Genomic DNA, 18296 nt, shown 5'->3' with positions numbered 1-18296 from the left:
AATGAAAATACATCCTCTTGCCGCCGCGCTCCTTGCGCTGCTGGCCGATAGCCTGCTTGATTCCGCCGTCCCGAAGGTCTGGGCTCGCGACTACTTCGATCCCGCGCTACTTTCTCTGGGCGGCCAGACCGTAATTACCGATCTCAGCGCCTTTGAAACGGCCGGGCACACGCCGGCGGGTACCTATCTGGTTACCGTATTCGTTAACCAAAAAGAGTACAGCCAGCGCAGTATGGTCTTTTCTGCCGGGCCAGGCGGAAAGGTGATGCCTGAGCTAACCCCTGCCCTGCTGTCTGAAATGGGCGTGAATACCGTGGCGCTGCCTGCCTTTAGCGGCTTGCCCGAAGACCAGCCCGTGGACGACCTGACGACGCTCATTCCCCAGGCTCGCGTGAATTTCGACTTCCCGCAGCAGCGCCTGGAACTGAGCATTCCTCAGATTGCCATGAAGCCCGACGCCAGAGGATCGGTCGATCCGGCCCTGTGGGACGACGGCATTCCTGCCTTTTTGCTGAATTATTCCCTGAACGCGGGCCATAGCCGACAGGACGGGCAGCTGGGGCAAAGCGACAGCGACCAGACCAACCTTTTCGCCAGCTTCCGCAGCGGGCTGAACTGGCAGGCGTGGCGCCTGCGCAGCGATGTCACTTACACCCGCAATGAAAGCCAGAACGGTAACGATGATTCCCAGCGCTACCAGAAAACGCAGTTTTCGAATACCTATCTGCAACGGGATATTCGCGCCTGGCGTTCAGATATTCTCGCGGGGGAAAGCTATACCAGCAACGATGTCTTCGACAGCATCCCGTTTCGCGGCGTCAAGCTAAGCTCCAGCGAAGATATGCTGCCCATGAGCCTGCGAGGCTTTGCGCCGGTCGTCACCGGTATTGCGCAGAGCAACGCCCGCGTCAGCATTAGCCAGAACGGCAACGTGGTTTATCAGAGCTACGTGGCCCCCGGCGCGTTCCGGATTGACGATTTGTACCAGACCGGCCAGGGCGGCGATTTAACCGTCACCGTGACCGAAGCGGACGGCAGCGTGCGCACCTGGACGCAAACCTACTCCGCATTGCCGGTCATGCTGCGCCCCGGCGGTCTCCGATATGAGATTACCGCCGGACGCTATCACGGCGGCGTCACCGTCGGTTCCCGCGAGGCCGACTTTGTTCTGAGCACCCTGATGTATGGCTTGCCGCAAAACGTGACGCTGTACGGCGGCGGGCTGATGGCCAGGGACTACGCCTCCGTGGTCGTCGGAAGCGGCATATCGCTGGGTTCGCTGGGCGCGCTTTCTGCTGACGTAACCACGTCATCAGCCACGCTGAGCGCCGGGCAGCGCCAAAGCGGGCAGTCGTACCGCGCGCGCTATGCGAAAAGCCTGCTCAGCACCGGCACGTCGGTCGATCTGACAGCCTACCGATACTCCACGCAAAATTACCTCAGCTTTGCTGACTTCAACAATACGGGCTATCGGCTCAATGAAGATCAGGTTCCGTGGGCGCTGGCACGCCAGCGTTCGGTATTTGAAGTGCGAGTGAGCCAGCAGTTAGGCAACTATGGATCGCTGTATCTGTCAGGATCGCGGCAGGATTACTGGGGACAGGAAGAGAGCAACACCGCCCTGTCCGCAGGCTATAACACCACCCTGCGCGGCATCAGCTATGGTCTGGCCTACAGCATCGATCGGGTAAAATCCAGCGACACCTGGCCGCAAAACCGCCAGCTTTCCCTGAACGTTCAGGTGCCTTTCAGCCTGTTTAGCCCGGCGCAGGCTGTGAATCGCAGCTATGCCAACTACCAGGCGACGCACAACAGCCGGGGCGGCGTGACACAGCAGGCCGGGGTAAGCGGCACGGGGCTGGACGACCATCTGTCGTACAGCGTGATGGAAGGCTGGAGCAATGGCCACGATGACGCCGCGACCAGCACGCTTAACCTCGGCTGGCAGGGCACCAAAGGGATGGTAAGCGGCGGCTACAGCCGCAGCCGGACCAACAGCGCGGCTAACGTTAGCGGAAACGGCGGCCTCTTAATCCACGCTGGCGGCGTAACGCTGGGCCAACAGATGGGCACTTCGGTGGCCCTGGTCAGCGCGCCCGACGCGAACGATATGGAGGTGATGGCCGGAAACGTGCGTACCGACAGCCGCGGCTACGCGGTGGTGCCTTATCTTTCCGCCTATCAGCAAAACGCCATCACGCTCAACCCGGCGACGCTCCCGGACAACGTTGACATGACGCACAACAGCGTCAACGTCTATCCAACCAAAGGAGCCGTCGTGAAGGCTGGATTCAATACCCGCGTCGGCTATCAGGCGCTTATCACCCTCACCCGCGCCGGTCGGCCCGTTCCCTTTGGCACGCTGGTGACGCTTGAGGGCGACGACGGTCAGGATCGCAACGGCATCATGGGTGACGCCGGTCAGGTCTGGTTGAGCGGTCTTCCCGAGCAGGGCCGCCTGCGCGCAGTATGGGGCGCGAGCGTGGATCAGCAGTGCCGGGCAGACTTCAACCTGGCCCGCGCAAAGGTGTCAGAAAATAACCCGGTGCGTTCCCTTAAAGTCGATTGTGAGTCATAAAATGAAAAATAATATCCTTAAATTGAGCCTGCTGGCGCTGGCAGCATCGCTGGCGCCCTCCGTATCAGCCGAAGTGATCACTATCGGTAAAGGCAGCGGCGTGGTCTGGGAGGGCATGCCCTTTAATAAGACGCAAAGCGGCCCGTTACAAAACAGTGAGCTGAGGACACGATTTGGACTCCTGTCCGTGTCTAATTCAAGAGGCGCGTGTATGGGTCAAAGTGACCTGAAACAAATTGGCGGCTATATGGCCCTGCCTTTGGGCACCTCCGGTGCGGGACTTGTTCCCCGTGCGACCGGCACAGCAACCTATTATCGCTATAACGGAACCTATGAAACCCTCACAGGGACTGTCGGCCTTCCGCAGACGAAAGGCTCTACGTCGGCGGGGGCAAGCACAACGTCGCCGACTGGTTACGAGTGGTGCTTACCTCCCTCCATGACCGACAATAGCGTTTTTTACAGTGGCTCAAGAAACAGGACGGCGACGCTGGCGGGAACCTGGGCTATCGTCGCTGATGGGAACCAAAAAAATGCAGAGGTCACCGTGCCTGCGATGTATTTCGGAAGCTATTCAAGAATAACGGAGGGCGATCTCACCGTTTCGATTCTGCCTTCAAACATTACCCTGCGCATCTCCACGCTGGAATGCACGGTGAATACGCCGACGGCCATTAACTTTCAGAGCGTGATGCGCGACGTGAAGACAGGTGCTGAACTGTCCTCACTCTCCTACCCGTTGGTGGCCACCTGCGGCCAGGCATCGGACAGAATCAATGCCAACATCAACCTGCAATTCCGCGCGCTGTCCGGACTGGAATCAGGTAACGCTGCCAGGTTAGCCCTGAACCAGGGCGGAGGCTATATCACGGGCGAAATCGATAACGGCGTCACGGGCAGCGGCATATGCACCGCCTCAACCGGCCTGCCCTTTAATAACACGACGGTCAAGATCGGCGCGATAACCAGCGCCGAATCCAGCAAAACCTTCACCAACCAGGTGACATGGCGGCTGTGCTCCGCAGGCAACGCCCTGCCTACCGGCGCGGTGGATGCCGCAGCGGAGATGCTGGTCACCTTTAACTAATATTGATGCAATTTTGTTGTTATTTCGTTAACTCTTGCGGTGTAGACTCTACAAAAACGCCACGGGAGTGCCAATGAACAATAAGAACAACCCAAAACGTGCCGTCCCCGGGATCCGCCATTATGACGGCCCTGCGGGCGGCTGGGGTGCATTAAAAGCGACGGCAATTGCGGTGCGTACTCAGATGGATACGCTGGACGCCCCTGCCACGCTACTGCGTACCAACCAGCCTGATGGCTTCGACTGTCCGGGCTGCGCGTGGCCCGATAAAGAACATAAATCCACCTTCCAGTTTTGTGAAAACGGCGCAAAGGCGGTGACGTGGGAAGCCACCAATAAACGCGTGACGCCAGAATTTTTTGCCAACAACACCGTCACTGCACTGCTGGCCAAAAGCGACTTTGAGCTTGAAGGATATGGCCGCCTGACTCATCCCCTCGAATACCATCCGCAAAGCGACACGTTCCGGCCGGTGGAATGGGAACGGGCTTTTGCACGCATTGGTGAGATCCTGCGTGAGCTGCCTCCCGATACCGTCGAGTTTTATACTTCTGGCCGGACCTCCAATGAAGCGGCTTATCTGTATCAGCTGTATGCCCGTGAGCTTGGCACCAACAATTTCCCTGACTGTTCCAATATGTGCCACGAGGCGACGAGCGTCGGACTCCCGCGTTCCATCGGCATTGGTAAAGGCACCGTTTCCCTGGATGATTTCGACCATACCGAGCTGGTGATTTCAATGGGCCATAATCCCGGGACCAACCATCCGCGCATGATGGGCACGCTGCATGAGCTGGCCCGTCGCGGGGTGCCGATTATTGTCTTCAACCCGATGCGGGAAAGAGCGCTGGAACGCTTCGCCGACCCGCAAAGCGTGGTGGAAATGGCAACCTATGGCTCGACCAATATCGCCTCGACCTATTTTCAGGTGAAAGCCGGGGGTGATGCCGCGGCGCTGAAAGGGATCGCGAAGCATCTGCTCCAGATGGAAGCGGAGCGCGGTGGCGTGCTCGACGACGATTTTATTGCCACGCACACTCAGGGATTTGACGAATTTTCAGCCGATATTCGCGCCACATCGTGGGACGCTATTGAACGCGAGTCGGGCTTATCCCGGCATGATTTACACTCCGTGGCCGAAGCCTACGCCACATCCCGGGCCACTATTATCACCTACGGCATGGGTATCACTCAGCACAACAAGGGAACGTCAAACGTGCGCCTGATCGCCGACCTGCTGCTGATGCGCGGTAATATCGGCAAACCCGGCGCGGGAATCTGTCCGCTCCGGGGGCACTCTAACGTACAAGGCAACCGTACGGTCGGCATTACGGAAAAACCGTCTGCGGCGTTCCTGGCCCGGCTGGAAGAAGTATTTGGTTTTGTTCCACCCTCGCACCATGGGCACGACGCGGTACAAACCACGCAGGCAATGATCGGCGGAGAGGCGAAAGCACTGATTTGCCTCGGCGGTAACTTTGCGGTCGCCATGCCCGAGCACGAGCGGGTATTTCCGGCAATGAGAACGCTGGATCTCTGCGTTCATGTCGGTACGAAACTGAACCGCTCGCATCTGCTGACCGGTAAAGAAACGTTTATCTTCCCCTGTCTGGGCCGGACAGAACTGGATATTCAGCGCACCGGCAAGCAGTCCATCACCGTTGAGGATTCCATGTCGATGGTTCACGCCTCCGCCGGTAATCTCAACCCCGCCTCGCCGCACCTGCTCTCAGAACCGGCGATCGTAGCGGGAATGGCAAAGGCGACGCTGACAAACAGCCAGGTCGACTGGGCGGGTCTGGTGGCTGATTACGATCTTATCCGCGACCTCATTGAAAAAACTCTGCCCGGCTTCGAGCGTTACAACGAACGCATCCGGATCCCCGGTGGGTTCCGGATGCCGCTGCCGCCAACCGAACGACTCTGGCCGACCGCGACCGGTAAAGCCATGTTTTCCGTTTTTGCCGGGGTCGAAGAGAATCAAAAAGGTACAGGCGAAGACATCTTGCGGCTGGTGACGCTGCGAAGCCACGATCAGTACAACACCACGATTTACGCGCTGGACGATCGCTACCGCGGGGTGTTTGGTCGCCGGGATGTGCTGTTTATGAACGAAGCAGACATGGCGCAGCGGGGCCTGGAACACGGCGACTGCGTAGATATTACCACCGCCCTGCCGGGCCGCGATTTGCGTCTGGAGGCAATGACAGTGGTGGCGTATAGCATCGCATCCGGCACCGTCGGGGCATATTATCCCGAGGCAAACGTGCTGGTGCCGCTGGATTATCTTGATAAGGAGAGCGGCACGCCGTCGTATAAGTCGGTCCCCGTGCGAGTGGTGTTGCGCTCAAAAGAGATTGTCGCGTTGTAAGCCCGTTACGCCGACGCCGCGGCAAACACGCCCGGCGTCGTGCCAAAATGCGCGCGAAAGTGTTTAATTAAATGGCTTTGATCGAAGAACCCCACGTCCGTTGCCACCTGCGCCGCATTGACGCCCTTTGCCAGCAGCCCTTTCGCACGAACCAGCCGCAACTGGGTTAAATACTGGTGCACGGACAGCCCGGTGATGGCCTGAAAGGTACGCATAAAATAGAACTCACTGAGCCCTGCCACGCTGGCGACGTCTTTGACCGTGACCGACTGCTGATAGCGGCACTGAAGGTAGTCCAGCGCCCGGCTAATATCCGCGCGCAACATCGCCTGCCGGCCGCTGTGCACGGTGCGTTCGCCATAGCGCCCCACCAGCTGGTTCATCACCCGGTACATCACGCACTCTTTTTCCAGTGGATCCTTGCTCTCGCTTAATACTGCGGAGGCCTGTAATAAGCGGCGGGCCATCTGTGGATCGTGCCGCATTCCTTCTGAGCCAAAATTGACCGCCCCTCGGCCACGAAGCACCGTTTCGCCCACCTCATTCACCAGTGCTTGTGAAGGATAAAACGCGCAATAATCCCAGCCTTCATCACGCTGTACGGCTTCGCCGGTATGCACCTCGCCTGGCGCAATCACCATCACCGTACCGGGCGCGGCAATGCCTTTTTCCCGACAAATACGCGTGCGCTGTGCGCCCCGGGCAAACGCGGCAATCACAAACTCATCGTGAAAATGGGCAGGATAGCTGTGCTCGTAGCAGGAGGCGCGAAGGATCTCCATCCCGCCATGCAGCGCGCCGTCTCGCCAGAGTTTGATATCGTCCCGCGTCTTTTTCGCCACCGTTATGCCTTAAGCCTCTGTTGATCAATAATTTTGCCAATGAGCAGGATTTTACTATATCGATTTTTGCTAATTATTAAGATTATCATTCAGTGAATGAATTTGATGGGACAATTTGATGTTGATGAAAATAAGGGCCGCGCAACGCGACGAGGCCCGCGCTGAATTCCGCGCGGGAGTGACGGCATGTCTACCGACGATCCCCGGCTACTGGAGCATTGGCTTTGCCGCAGGTGCCATCGGCACGCTTTCTGGGTTTACGACGCTGCAAACCGCGCTGCTGGCGAGCGCCCTTTACGCCGGTTCAGCCCAGTTTTTATTTTACTCCCTGTGGGCAACCGGCGCTGAAGTGGCCTCTGTGGTGCTGAGCGTGTTCCTGGTCAACCTTCGCTATCTGCTGATGAGCTCCGCGATGAGCGTGTTTTTTCGCGACTACAGCACCGGCCAGAAGATCGTCAGCGGCCTGCTGCTGACCGATGAAACCTTCGGCGTGGCGGTTCAGCACGGTAGCCAGCAAAGCAAGGTGCCGTTTGCCTGGATGCTCGGCCTCAACATCGCGGCCTGGCTTAACTGGATCCTTGCCTGCATCGTGGGCGCAGGGCTGGCCTCCGCCCTTCCGCCATCATTAATGGAGGGATTGAGCTTTAGCCTGGTGTCGATGTTTATTGGTCTGGTCTTGATGATCTGGTTTGCCAGCCGTCGTAAGGCGCTGGAATCGTTCAGTATTGCTGCCGCCGTTGTCATCACCCTGCTCACCGCAAGCCACACGGATATCAGCGTGGTGGTGATTGTGGCAGCATCGGTTTCTGCCACGCTGGCGACCCTGGGCCTGCGCCTCTTTTTCAAGGGAGTGAAATAAAATGGAAAGGAACATCCTGCTGGCCATTTTTGCTGCGGCACTGGTCACCGCGCTGATGCGAACGGTGCCGATTTTGCTGCTGTCACGTTTTCGGCTGGCCCCAGTCGTGCAGCAGTGGCTGAGCTTTATTCCCTCTGCCATTATGGCAGCGATTATCACTGCGGAACTTGTCGGTAAACCCGCGCTGACCAGTTCGGGCGTGAGCATTTCCTTATTGGCCGCGATTGCCGCGACCGTTGCCGGTATCGTCACCCGCAGCCTGTTTGCTACGGTCATCGTCGGGATGGTGGCGTTCGCCGGGCTGAGCTACGCATTAGCGTAGCGGTAAACCCGCTTGACTTATTTTGTAATGAAGATACTTTTCAGGACATGAAGAAAATCCTGATTATCGTTCCCGACGGCGGTATGTTGTTTGAGGCCGCCGGTATCGCCGACATTCTGATGCAGGCCAACCGTCTGCACCCGGAAGGCCCGAGGCATGCCCGCTACCGCACTATGATTGCCACCCCTCAGCCCCATCAGGTGATCCACGGCCAGTCCGGGTTAAACCTGCTGGCCGACTATCGCCTGCCTGAGCTCGATCCCCGGGAGCCGCTTGATACCATAATCATTACCGGGCGTGGCATGAATGACCTCGAAAGCACCGCCGTGGTGGACTGGTTGCACTTGGCCGCACCACATGCCCGTCGCGTGGCCTCCATATGCGGCGGTGCGATGTTGCTGGCTCAAACGGGTCTGCTGGACGGTCGCCGGGCGACCACCCACTGGCGGCTGCTGGAAACCCTGCAAGTGATGTATCCGAAGGTGAAAGTCGAAGGGGGTCCGCTGTATATTCAGGACGGCTCCGTCTGGACATCCGGCGGGGTCAGTTCTGGCTTCGATTTAACCCTGGCGTTGGTGGAAGAGGACTACGGCTTCACCCTTGCTCGGGACGTTGCACAAGATATGGTGATGTATCTGCGCCGCCCCGGTGGTCAGCTACAATTCAGCCGTTATAACCTGCAACAGTCTGGCGCTTCAGGTCCCCTTAGCGCGTTACAAACCTGGATCCTGCAAAATCTGACCGCCGATTTGTGCGTCGAGAATCTGGCAGAAAAGGCGGCCATGAGCCCCCGTAATTTTACCCGCGTATTTACCCGTGATACAGGTGCATCCCCGGCACGCTATGTTACCGAAGCGCGCCTGGCCGCAGCCCGGCAGTTGCTGGAGCAAAGCACCGATTCGCTGGAGCTGATTGCCGAAAAAAGCGGCTTTGGCAGCAGCATTAACCTGCGCCGAGTCTTTGAAAAACAGCTCCATCTGACCCCAGGCGAGTATCGCCAGCGCTTCCACTGTCGCAAGATGGCGTAATGTGATCCTTTTTTGTCATTTACGCCACTTCAGATGACGCCTACTGTGAACACAGAAATCACAGATAAGGAGTGGATCATGGTTAAGGTCGGTATTAACGGTTTTGGTCGAATTGGGCGCAACGTTTTACGCGCCGCCCTCGGCAATCCAGATCTTCAGATTGTGGCAATTAACGATCTGACAGACAGCAAAACGCTCGCTCACCTGTTGAAGTACGATTCCCTTCTCGGCACCCTACCGGGAACCGTCGAGGCCGCTGACGGCGCGTTGCAGGTAAATGGTCAACGGATCACCGTGTTTAGCGAACGTGACCCGGCGAACATCCCGTGGCGCGACGTTGACGTCGATATTGTCATCGAGGCCACCGGGTTCTTTACCGAACGCGAGAAAGCCGCGGTACACATCGAGCACGGTGGTGCGAAGCGCGTCATCATTTCCGCGCCGGGTAAAAACGACGATCTGACGATTGTGCTGGGGGTGAACGACACGCTCTACGATCCGGCAAAACATTACGTGGTCAGCAACGGGAGCTGTACCACAAATGGGCTGGCTCCGGCGGCGCAGGTGCTGCATCAGCATTTCGGGATTGAACACGGTTTGATGAACACCACTCACGCCTACACCAATAGCCAGGTGCTACACGATCAGCCGGAGAAAGACCTGCGTGGTGCTCGCGCCGCCGCACTGTCGATTGTGCCTTACTCCAGCGGTGCCGCTAAGGCACTGGGGAGAGTCATCCCCGAACTGGACGGTCGCCTGACGGGATATTCGCTGCGTGTGCCGGTTCCGGTGGTGTCGATTGTCGACCTGACGGTTACGCTCGGTCGGGACGTGACGGTTGAAGAGGTGAATAACGCCTTCCGTGAAGCCGCCGCTTCCGGGCCGTTGCAGGGTATTTTGGGTTACAGCGATGAGCCGCTGGTATCGAGCGATTATCAGGGCGATCCACGTTCGTCCATTATCGATGGGCTGTCGACGCTGGTGATTGGCGGCAATATGGTCAAGATCCTGGCGTGGTATGACAACGAATGGGGATTCTCAAACCGTCTGGTCGATCTGGCGGTGCTGATGGATAAGAAAGGGTTGTAACTTACCTTTGCCACACCCGTCCTCGGGTGTGGCATTCTCATTTATTCCGCTTTAACCCTCACGCCCATCAATACAATCACCATCGCCGAGACCAGCAGCAGGCCGCTACCCGCGAACACGCCGCTGGCTCCGTTGAGATCAAATATCGCCCCGCCGCCCGCCGCACCTGCACCGATAGCAAACTGAATGGATGCCACCAGCAATCCGCCCGCGCTTTCGGCTTCATCAGGAACGGTTGTCGCAAGCCAGGTTGACCAGCCTACCGGCACCAGACCAAAGGCAAAGCCCCACAGCGCGACCAGTAAACCGTCCAGCAGCGCCAGATGGCCATAGACCGCCATGGTCAGCGCCAGTATCCCCATCACAAACGGTACCAGCGCCAGCGTCAGGCGTAAATTATGCGCCAGTAAATAACCAGCAATTGAGGTGCCGACAAAATTGGCGAGTCCAAAACCGAGCAAAATCAGGGAAATAGTCTCAACACTTGCCTGCCCAACGGTTTCCAGGAACGGACGCAGGTAGGTAAAGAAAGCGAAATGTCCGCTGAAGATAAGCACCGTCGCCAGCAGACCACCGATCATTCCCGGACGACGCAACACCCGTAACAATGTTCCCAGGCTACCGCTGCTTTCTGGCTTCATTGATGGCAATACCCAGAGCTGCCACAGCAGCGCCACAATGCTCGGCACAATGCAGAGAATAAAGACGTTTCGCCAGCCAATCAGGCTTCCCAGATAGCTGCCGAGCGGTGCGGCGACCACGGTGGCAATCGACACGCTGGAGAAGATCACCGCCAGCGCTTTCGGCACTTTGTCGGCAGGTACCAGCCGCATTGCCGTAGCGGTAGACATGGCCCAGAATCCACCGATGGCTACGCCAAGCAGCAAGCGTCCAAACAGCAATACGTTTAGCGTCGGCGCAAAGGCCACCAGCAGGCTGGAGATGATTTGCAGGATCGAGAAAAACATCAGTACCCAGCGGCGGTCGATGCTTTTGGTCGCGGAGGTAATCAATAATCCCGTCACCAGCGCCACCAGCGCCGTCGCGGTTACCGCCTGGCCTGCCATCCCCTCCGTTACGCCTAAACTGGCCGCCATCGGCGTTAATAAACTGGCCGGTAAAAACTCTGCCGTAATCAGGCCGAATACCCCCAATCCCAGTGAATAGACGGCTCGCCAGGCGGGTTTTGTGGGCGCGATAGCCTCACTCGCCGCGATACATGAATTCATCTGTTACTCTCCCGTTAGAAAATGTGACAACCGTCACGAAGCATAGAGCGTTCCCTGTGGACGATCTATGACATATAATCTTCACTTATTGATTATTCGTCCGGAGTTATGCCAATGACCGTTCAGTCACCCGATTTGATCAGCGAGCTTCTGCGTGGGATGCGGCTTTCCGGGGTGAAATATCGCCGTATCGAAGCCCACGCGCCTTTTGGCGTGGCGTTCAACTACGTACCAGGCAAGGCGCAATTTCATTTTGTTAGCCAGGGAACGGCACTGCTGCGTATGGAGAGCGGCGCGACCTTTGCCCTGAACAATGGCGATGCGCTGTTTATTCCCAACGGGAATTCGCACGCGTTGCTCTCAGATGAACAGGCCGCTATTACGCCGGTGTCCGCGTTTCCCAGCGAATCGATTTGCAACTCGGTTTCTGCCATCCGGTGCGAGTCATGTCCCGACAGCGATAAGACGGTGATATTCAGCGGGTGTATGGATTTCGAGCTGGGCGGGATGCAGCCGCTGATTAAAGCGATGCCCGAAGTGATGATGGTGAGCCGTCTGATGTCGACCTGGCCGGAAATCCATCCGCTGCTGGCGGCTATGGAGCGCGAGTCGATGACCCGCCAGGTCGGATTTGCGGGAATACTGGCGCGTCTTGCTGATGTGGTCGCCGCGCTTATCGTCCGCGGGTGGGTTGAAGCAGGCTGCGGAAAGGCCACCGGCTGGGTGCAGGTGCTGCGCGATCCGCGTCTGAGCCGGGCGATTTACGCGATGCATCAGCAGCCCGGTGTGAACTGGAGCGTGGCGGAGCTTGCCAAAGAAGCGGGTACGTCCCGTTCGGTGTTTGCCGAACGTTTCCTGTCCGCCACCGGGACCACGCCCGCAAAGTATTTGAGCGAGTTACGCATGCGGTTGGCGGTGCAGTATATTCGGCACGAGCATCAGGCGATTGAAACGGTGGCATTGCGGCTGGGCTATGGGTCGCTGGCGGCATTTAGCCGGGCGTTTAAACGCATCGTTGGACAGGCGCCAGGCACGCTGCGGGAGATCCGTCAGACTTCCGAAGAAGTCTGACGAGTAGCCAGCTTAGAAGTAGTATTTGAAACGCACGCGGCCGCCGTAGCGATCGTCGTTATTTGACTCGCCCTCGTTCGGATGCGCTTCCACCCAGGAGGCGTAGGCACCGAGATAAATATTGAAGTTTTTCATCTTCATCACGTTCGGGAACAGGTACGACGCGTGAAGGGTATGGATGTCGTAATCGCCAGGATCGGTGACCCAACAGTCGTTATCGCAGTCGGCGTCAAAATTCGCCGTATTGAATTCATCAATCTGGTTGTGTGCGTAGATATAACCGAGCTCAAAGTTACGCCACAGCCCGTTGACGCCTGCGGTAAAATCGGTTTCATCGGTGGCATCCATATAGGCGGTGCTGGCGTTCAGCACCAGACCGTTATCCGGATCGTTTTTCTGCCCATTCCACGTCATCGTCAACCCGTAACCCGTACGGTCAGACTGATCGACCCATTTACCCGAGTTATCGTAGTAACCGTAGGCGTTGGTCACGAGGTTTTTCTCCATCGCTACCGCCGCCGAGAAGGCCTCATCCTGCCAGGAGATGACCGGACGCACATAAGCGACGTTCTTTTCATTTTCTAAATCGATGCCATGGTACTGCTGGTCAACGTAAAGCTGGCTGCCATCTTCCAGCAACGTATTCACTTCGAAATACCAGTTATCGATTGTTTTACTCATCATGAAGTTGCCGCCGTGGTCGCTACGCCCGCGCCCTTCTTTCATCATGTAAATATAACCGTAGCCATCGCTATAAAGATCGTTCGCGGTATTGCCAGAATATTCAACAAACGTATCCTGATTTAACGGGAACATATCGTAAGCTTCAAAGCGTCCGACTTTAATTTGCCAGTTATTCTCATTACCAAAGAAGAAGGCAGCATCATCGAGGAACATACTGCCGGTGAGATCCGCCAATGGCTGAACGGAGAAACCTGCAAAATTACCGTCATCCATGCGACGGTAGCCGTCAAAGCCTAATAATATACGGCCATTGATATCCCAGCGTTCATTATTCCCGGAGGCCCAGTTTTCATTGGCACTGGTTTTTATTGAGGTCAACGCCCCTGTTTTACTGGCCGCATCCATATTAAATTCGACATCGCCATAAAATTTAATATCACCGAAACCAGAAAGCGTGAGCTTAGGTATCGCTGAGGATGAAACCGGCTCAGCTGACTCGACGGCGACGGTCGGCACGCTGTTAATCGGGGTAGTTTGCTGTTGTTGCAATGCCTGTATTTGCGCTTCAGCGTTCGTTGCACGGCTCTCTGCACTTTCCAGACGCGCTTCAAGCTGGGCCAGTTTATCTTCCAGGCTGACGTTATTTTTTGCCGCCATGACGCCGGTTGAGCAAAGCGCACTCACAATCAGAGCAAGATATTTTACTCTCATAGATTCCTTCCTGATAAATAATGGTTGATAGCCAAAAGTAACCCGCTGTATTTCGCCCAATCATCGCCAAGGTATCTATTATGTTTTTTCTTTAAAGAGTTATGATTTTTACTTAATGTGATCGCGAAAGGACATTGTTCAAAATAAAGACGTGAATTACCTCTCGACGATCACACTGTGTATTACATGAACCTGCAATGTGTCTTTTATTTTATTATTATCTTTTATATATAATATTATTAATATTTATAATTTAGCGATCGACAATAATTACCACAAATGGAAATAGCGTCGATAACCGTCTTCTCAACGCAACGGTAAATTGTCTGGTTCTGCGCAAAATGGGATATCTGACACGCGAAGCCGCCGATATTCGTCTAAGGTTTTCAGGTGATTGACGACAGCGGCCACGCTGCTCAGTGAATAAAGGAGAACACCCGATGATAAGACCTCAACTGCGCCCTACGCTTCTACATCTTGCGCTGGGAGGCGCTCTGTTTGGCGTTGCCGCACTCAGCTACGCTGAAAATCAGCCGGTCAGCCAACAACCTTCCCCAGATATTTTGCTCGGTCCACTCTTTAACGATGTACAGAGCGCAAAGCTGTTTCCCGATCAGAAAACCTTTGCCGACGCGGTGCCTAAAAGCGATCCCCTGACGATCCTGGCCGATTACCGTATGCAGCATAATCAGTCCGGCTTTGACCTGCGCCACTTCGTTGAAATGAACTTCAGCTTACCGACCGAAGGCGAGAAATATGTTCCCCCTTCCGGACAAAGCCTGCGCGAGCATATCGATGGCCTCTGGCCCGTCCTGACGCGAACCACCGATACCGCCGAAAAATGGTCCTCACTGCTGCCGCTACCTAAGCCTTATGTGGTGCCGGGTGGGCGTTTCCGCGAAGTCTATTACTGGGACAGTTACTTCACGATGCTGGGGCTGGCGGAAAGCGACCACTTGGACAAAATCAGCGATATGGTGGCGAACTTTGCCTACGAGATTGACATCTGGGGTCATATCCCTAACGGCAACCGGACCTACTATCTGAGCCGCTCGCAGCCGCCTTTCTTCTCCCTGATGGTGGAACTGCTGGCAACCCATGACGGCGATGCGCTGAAAAAATATCGTCCGCAGATGGAAAAAGAGTATGCCTACTGGATGGAAGGCGTCGATACGTTGCAGCCGGGTCAGGCTAATCAGCGGGTGGTGAAACTGGACGACGGTTCGATCCTCAACCGCTACTGGGATGACAAAGACACCCCGCGCCCGGAATCGTGGCTTGATGACGTCACGACCGCCAAAAGTAACCCGAACCGCCCGGCGACAGAAATCTATCGCGATCTGCGTTCGGCAGCTGCCTCCGGCTGGGATTTCAGTTCGCGCTGGATGGACGATCCGCAGAAGCTTGGCACGATCCGCACCACCAGCATCGTTCCTGTTGACCTGAATGCACTGATGTTCAAGATGGAAAAACTGCTGGCAAAATCGAGCCAGGAAGCGGGAGATGCCGACGGTGCAAGCAAATATGAAGCACTGGCGAATGCGCGACAAAAAGCGATGGAGAGCCACCTGTGGAATGACAAAGAGGGCTGGTACGCCGATTACGATCTGAAGAGTAAAAAGGTGCGTAATCAGCTGACCGCAGCCGCACTTTTCCCGCTGTACGTGAATGCGGCCTCGAACGATCGTGCCGCCAAAGTGGCAAGCGCAGCAGCGTCACGGTTGTTAAAACCGGGCGGTATTTCAACCACCACCATTAATAGCGGTCAGCAATGGGATGCCCCCAATGGCTGGGCACCGCTGCAATGGGTCGCGGCTGAAGGCTTACAAAACTATGGCCATAAGAAAGTGGCAATGGACGTGACCTGGCGCTTCCTGACCAACGTGCAGCATACCTACGACCGTGAACAGAAACTGGTGGAAAAGTATGACGTGTCGACGACAGGAACCGGCGGAGGTGGCGGGGAGTATCCGTTGCAGGATGGATTCGGCTGGACCAACGGCGTGACGTTGAAAATGCTGGATTGGGTCTGTCCGAAGGAGAAACCATGCGACAGTTTGCCAACCACGCAACCCGCAGCAAACGATGAAACTGCGCCGCAGCAACGTGCGGCACAGTAGAGTGTGAGCATGCCCTCTGTCCTCAGGATAGAGGGCGTACTCTTATTGATTGCCCAGCCTCAGCTTATCCTTTTGCCCGGCTGGCAATGATAGCTTCAGCGACATTGCGTGGCGCTTCCGCGTAATGGTGGAACTCCATGCTGTAGGTGGCTCGCCCTTGTGACATTGACCGCAGCGTAGTGGCGTAACCAAACATCTCCGCCAGCGGGACATCCGCGCGAATAATCTGGCTTCCAAACCGTTCATCCATGCCCTGCACCATTCCGCGACGGGAAGAGAGATCGCCCATGATGTTCCCGGCGTACTCTTCTGGTGTTTCTACTTCCACATGCATCATCGGCTCAAGAATCGCCGGATCCGCCCTGCGCGCGCCCTCTTTAAAGCCAAAGATTGCCGCCATGCGGAAAGCCATCTCCGAGGAGTCGACATCATGATACGAACCAAAGGTCAGGGTCGCTTTGACATCGACAACCGGATAACCCGCCAGCACGCCGCTGTTGATGGCTTCGCGCAGCCCTTTTTCCACAGAAGGAATGTACTCGCGCGGCACCACGCCGCCTTTAGTGGCATCTTCAAATTTGAAGCCCTCGCCCGGTGGCAGTGGTTCAAGACTCAGCACTACGTGACCGTACTGCCCTTTCCCGCCTGACTGGCGCACGAATTTGCCCTCAATATCCTTCACGGCTTTACGCAATGTCTCGCGATACGTCACCTGAGGTCGCCCGATATTGGCCTCTACGCCAAACTCACGCTTCATACGATCGACGATGATTTCCAGATGGAGCTCACCCATTCCCGAGATAATGGTCTGCCCTGACTCTTCGTCAGTATGCAGTCGGAACGAAGGATCTTCCGCCGCCAGACGTTGCAGCGCAATGCCCATTCTTTCCTGATCTGCCTTGGTTTTTGGCTCAATCGCCAGCGAAATCACCGGCTCCGGAAACTCCATTCGCTCAAGGGTGATCACGTTATCCAGATCGCTCAGGGTATCGCCGGTAGTCACATCTTTTAGACCTACACACGCGGCGATGTCGCCCGCCCGCAGCTCATCCACTTCATGACGGTCGTTGGCATGCATTTGCACAATACGACCAATACGCTCTTTCTTCCCTTTCACTGGGTTATAGACCGCATCGCCTTTTTTCAACACGCCGGAATAGACGCGGATAAAGGTCAACTGGCCGACGTAGGGGTCCGTCATCAGTTTAAACGCCAGCGCCGAGAACGGTTCGTCATCGCTGGGATGGCGTTCGGCGTGCTGTCCTTTTTCATCCACACCGTCGATGGCGGGAATATCCAGCGGCGACGGCATCAGTTCGATTACCGCGTCGAGCATGCGCTGCACGCCTTTGTTTTTAAACGCGCTCCCGCACAGCATGGGCTGGATTTCCCCGGCAATGGTGCGTGCGCGTAGTCCGCTGACGATCTCTGCTTCGTCCAGATCGCCCGTTTCCAGATATTTGTCCATCAGCGTGTCGCTGGCTTCAGCGGCGGCTGAGACCATATTTTCCCGCCATTCCTGCGCAGTGCTCAGCAGCGCATCCGGAACCGGCGCATAGCTAAAGGTCATGCCCTGGGTCGCGTCATCCCACAGAATGGCGCGCATTTTGATGAGGTCCACCACCCCGGTGAAGTGTTCTTCTGCACCAATGGGGATCACAATCGGAACCGGGTTCGCTTTCAGGCGATCGCGCATCATCTGCACGACGCGGAAGAAATCAGCGCCCTGTCGGTCCATTTTATTCACAAAGGCCAGTCGCGGTACGTGGTATTTGTTGGCCTGCCGCCAGACGGTTTCTGACTGCGGCTGTACGCCACCGACGGAGTCGTACACCATTACCGCGCCATCGAGCACGCGCATGGATCGTTCCACTTCTATGGTGAAATCCACGTGGCCGGGAGTGTCGATAATGTTGATCCGGTGCGGTTCAAATCCACCGTCCATACCAGGCCAGAAGCAGCTAACGGCAGCGGAGGTGATGGTAATTCCGCGCTCTTGCTCCTGCGCCATCCAGTCTGTTGTTGCCGCGCCATCGTGGACTTCACCCAGTTTATGGCTCATTCCGGTGTAAAACAGGATGCGCTCGGTGGTGGTCGTTTTACCGGCATCGATATGCGCGGAGATACCGATGTTGCGATAACGTTCGAGGGGGATGGGTCGGGGCATGATAGATCCTTAGTCAATGTGACTTGATAGTGACGACCGGGATGGTCGCCTTAGTGTTCGTTTGTTATAATAGTCCTATTGTACGAGTATATTCGAACTATTTTTTCAGGAGTGGGCTATCATTGGTATAGCTCAACC

At 56.3% G+C, this 18296-nt stretch carries 13 protein-coding genes; 9 read left to right on the top strand and 4 right to left on the bottom strand.

Annotated elements, in window-relative coordinates:
• Position 1: 1 nt before the first annotated feature.
• The 3 genes from AC6EMZ_RS09820 (at position 2) to AC6EMZ_RS09810 (ending at position 6036) form a co-directional block, all read left to right on the top strand.
• Positions 2-2578, top strand: coding sequence for a fimbria/pilus outer membrane usher protein (locus AC6EMZ_RS09820; protein ID WP_498402242.1), 2577 nt, complete (start codon positions 2-4; stop codon positions 2576-2578).
• A 1-nt stretch (position 2579) separates the two neighbouring features.
• Positions 2580-3665 (top strand): hypothetical protein, encoded by a 1086-nt coding sequence (locus AC6EMZ_RS09815; RefSeq protein ID WP_498402241.1) that lies wholly within the window; start codon positions 2580-2582, stop codon positions 3663-3665.
• A 73-nt stretch (positions 3666-3738) separates the two neighbouring features.
• Complete coding sequence (locus AC6EMZ_RS09810; protein ID WP_498402240.1) at positions 3739-6036, top strand: FdhF/YdeP family oxidoreductase; 2298 nt, start codon at positions 3739-3741, stop codon at positions 6034-6036.
• Positions 6037-6041: 5 nt separating this feature from the next.
• On the opposite strand, the gene AC6EMZ_RS09805 is transcribed toward AC6EMZ_RS09810, so the two are convergent.
• Positions 6042-6878 (bottom strand): AraC family transcriptional regulator, encoded by an 837-nt coding sequence (locus AC6EMZ_RS09805; protein WP_498402239.1) that lies wholly within the window; start codon positions 6876-6878, stop codon positions 6042-6044.
• A gap of 118 nt (positions 6879-6996) precedes the next feature.
• On the opposite strand from AC6EMZ_RS09805, the gene AC6EMZ_RS09800 reads away from it, so the two are divergent.
• From AC6EMZ_RS09800 to gap, 4 genes are all read left to right on the top strand, one after another.
• Complete coding sequence (locus AC6EMZ_RS09800) at positions 6997-7737, top strand: AzlC family ABC transporter permease (RefSeq protein WP_498402238.1); 741 nt, start codon at positions 6997-6999, stop codon at positions 7735-7737.
• Position 7738: 1 nt separating this feature from the next.
• Complete coding sequence (locus AC6EMZ_RS09795) at positions 7739-8059, top strand: AzlD domain-containing protein (RefSeq protein WP_498402237.1); 321 nt, start codon at positions 7739-7741, stop codon at positions 8057-8059.
• A gap of 47 nt (positions 8060-8106) precedes the next feature.
• Positions 8107-9087 (top strand): GlxA family transcriptional regulator, encoded by a 981-nt coding sequence (locus tag AC6EMZ_RS09790; RefSeq protein WP_498402236.1) that lies wholly within the window; start codon positions 8107-8109, stop codon positions 9085-9087.
• A 78-nt stretch (positions 9088-9165) separates the two neighbouring features.
• Positions 9166-10176, top strand: a complete 1011-nt coding sequence (gene gap / locus AC6EMZ_RS09785; protein WP_498402235.1) for a type I glyceraldehyde-3-phosphate dehydrogenase — start codon at positions 9166-9168, stop codon at positions 10174-10176.
• Positions 10177-10217: 41 nt separating this feature from the next.
• Here gap and AC6EMZ_RS09780 read toward each other — a convergent pair whose 3' ends face one another.
• Entirely contained in the window at positions 10218-11405 is a 1188-nt protein-coding gene (locus AC6EMZ_RS09780) for an MFS transporter (RefSeq protein ID WP_498402234.1), read from the bottom strand.
• A gap of 114 nt (positions 11406-11519) precedes the next feature.
• On the opposite strand from AC6EMZ_RS09780, the gene AC6EMZ_RS09775 reads away from it, so the two are divergent.
• Entirely contained in the window at positions 11520-12476 is a 957-nt protein-coding gene (locus AC6EMZ_RS09775) for an AraC family transcriptional regulator (protein ID WP_498402233.1), read from the top strand.
• A 12-nt stretch (positions 12477-12488) separates the two neighbouring features.
• Here the strand turns inward: AC6EMZ_RS09775 and AC6EMZ_RS09770 are convergent, their stop codons facing one another.
• Positions 12489-13871, bottom strand: a complete 1383-nt coding sequence (locus tag AC6EMZ_RS09770; protein WP_498402232.1) for a carbohydrate porin — start codon at positions 13869-13871, stop codon at positions 12489-12491.
• 440 nt (positions 13872-14311) lie between these two features.
• Here AC6EMZ_RS09770 and AC6EMZ_RS09765 point away from each other — a divergent pair, with 440 nt between their 5' ends.
• Positions 14312-15991, top strand: coding sequence for an alpha,alpha-trehalase (locus AC6EMZ_RS09765; protein ID WP_498402231.1), 1680 nt, complete (start codon positions 14312-14314; stop codon positions 15989-15991).
• Positions 15992-16055: 64 nt separating this feature from the next.
• On the opposite strand, the gene fusA is transcribed toward AC6EMZ_RS09765, so the two are convergent.
• Entirely contained in the window at positions 16056-18158 is a 2103-nt protein-coding gene (gene fusA / locus AC6EMZ_RS09760) for an elongation factor G (protein ID WP_498402230.1), read from the bottom strand.
• Positions 18159-18296 lie beyond the last annotated feature (138 nt).

It is taken from the genome of Enterobacter sp. SCRI0065, assembly GCF_059766475.1.
The sequence above is the reverse complement of the archived record's forward strand: the minus strand, read 5'-3'. Positions and strand labels throughout refer to the sequence as shown.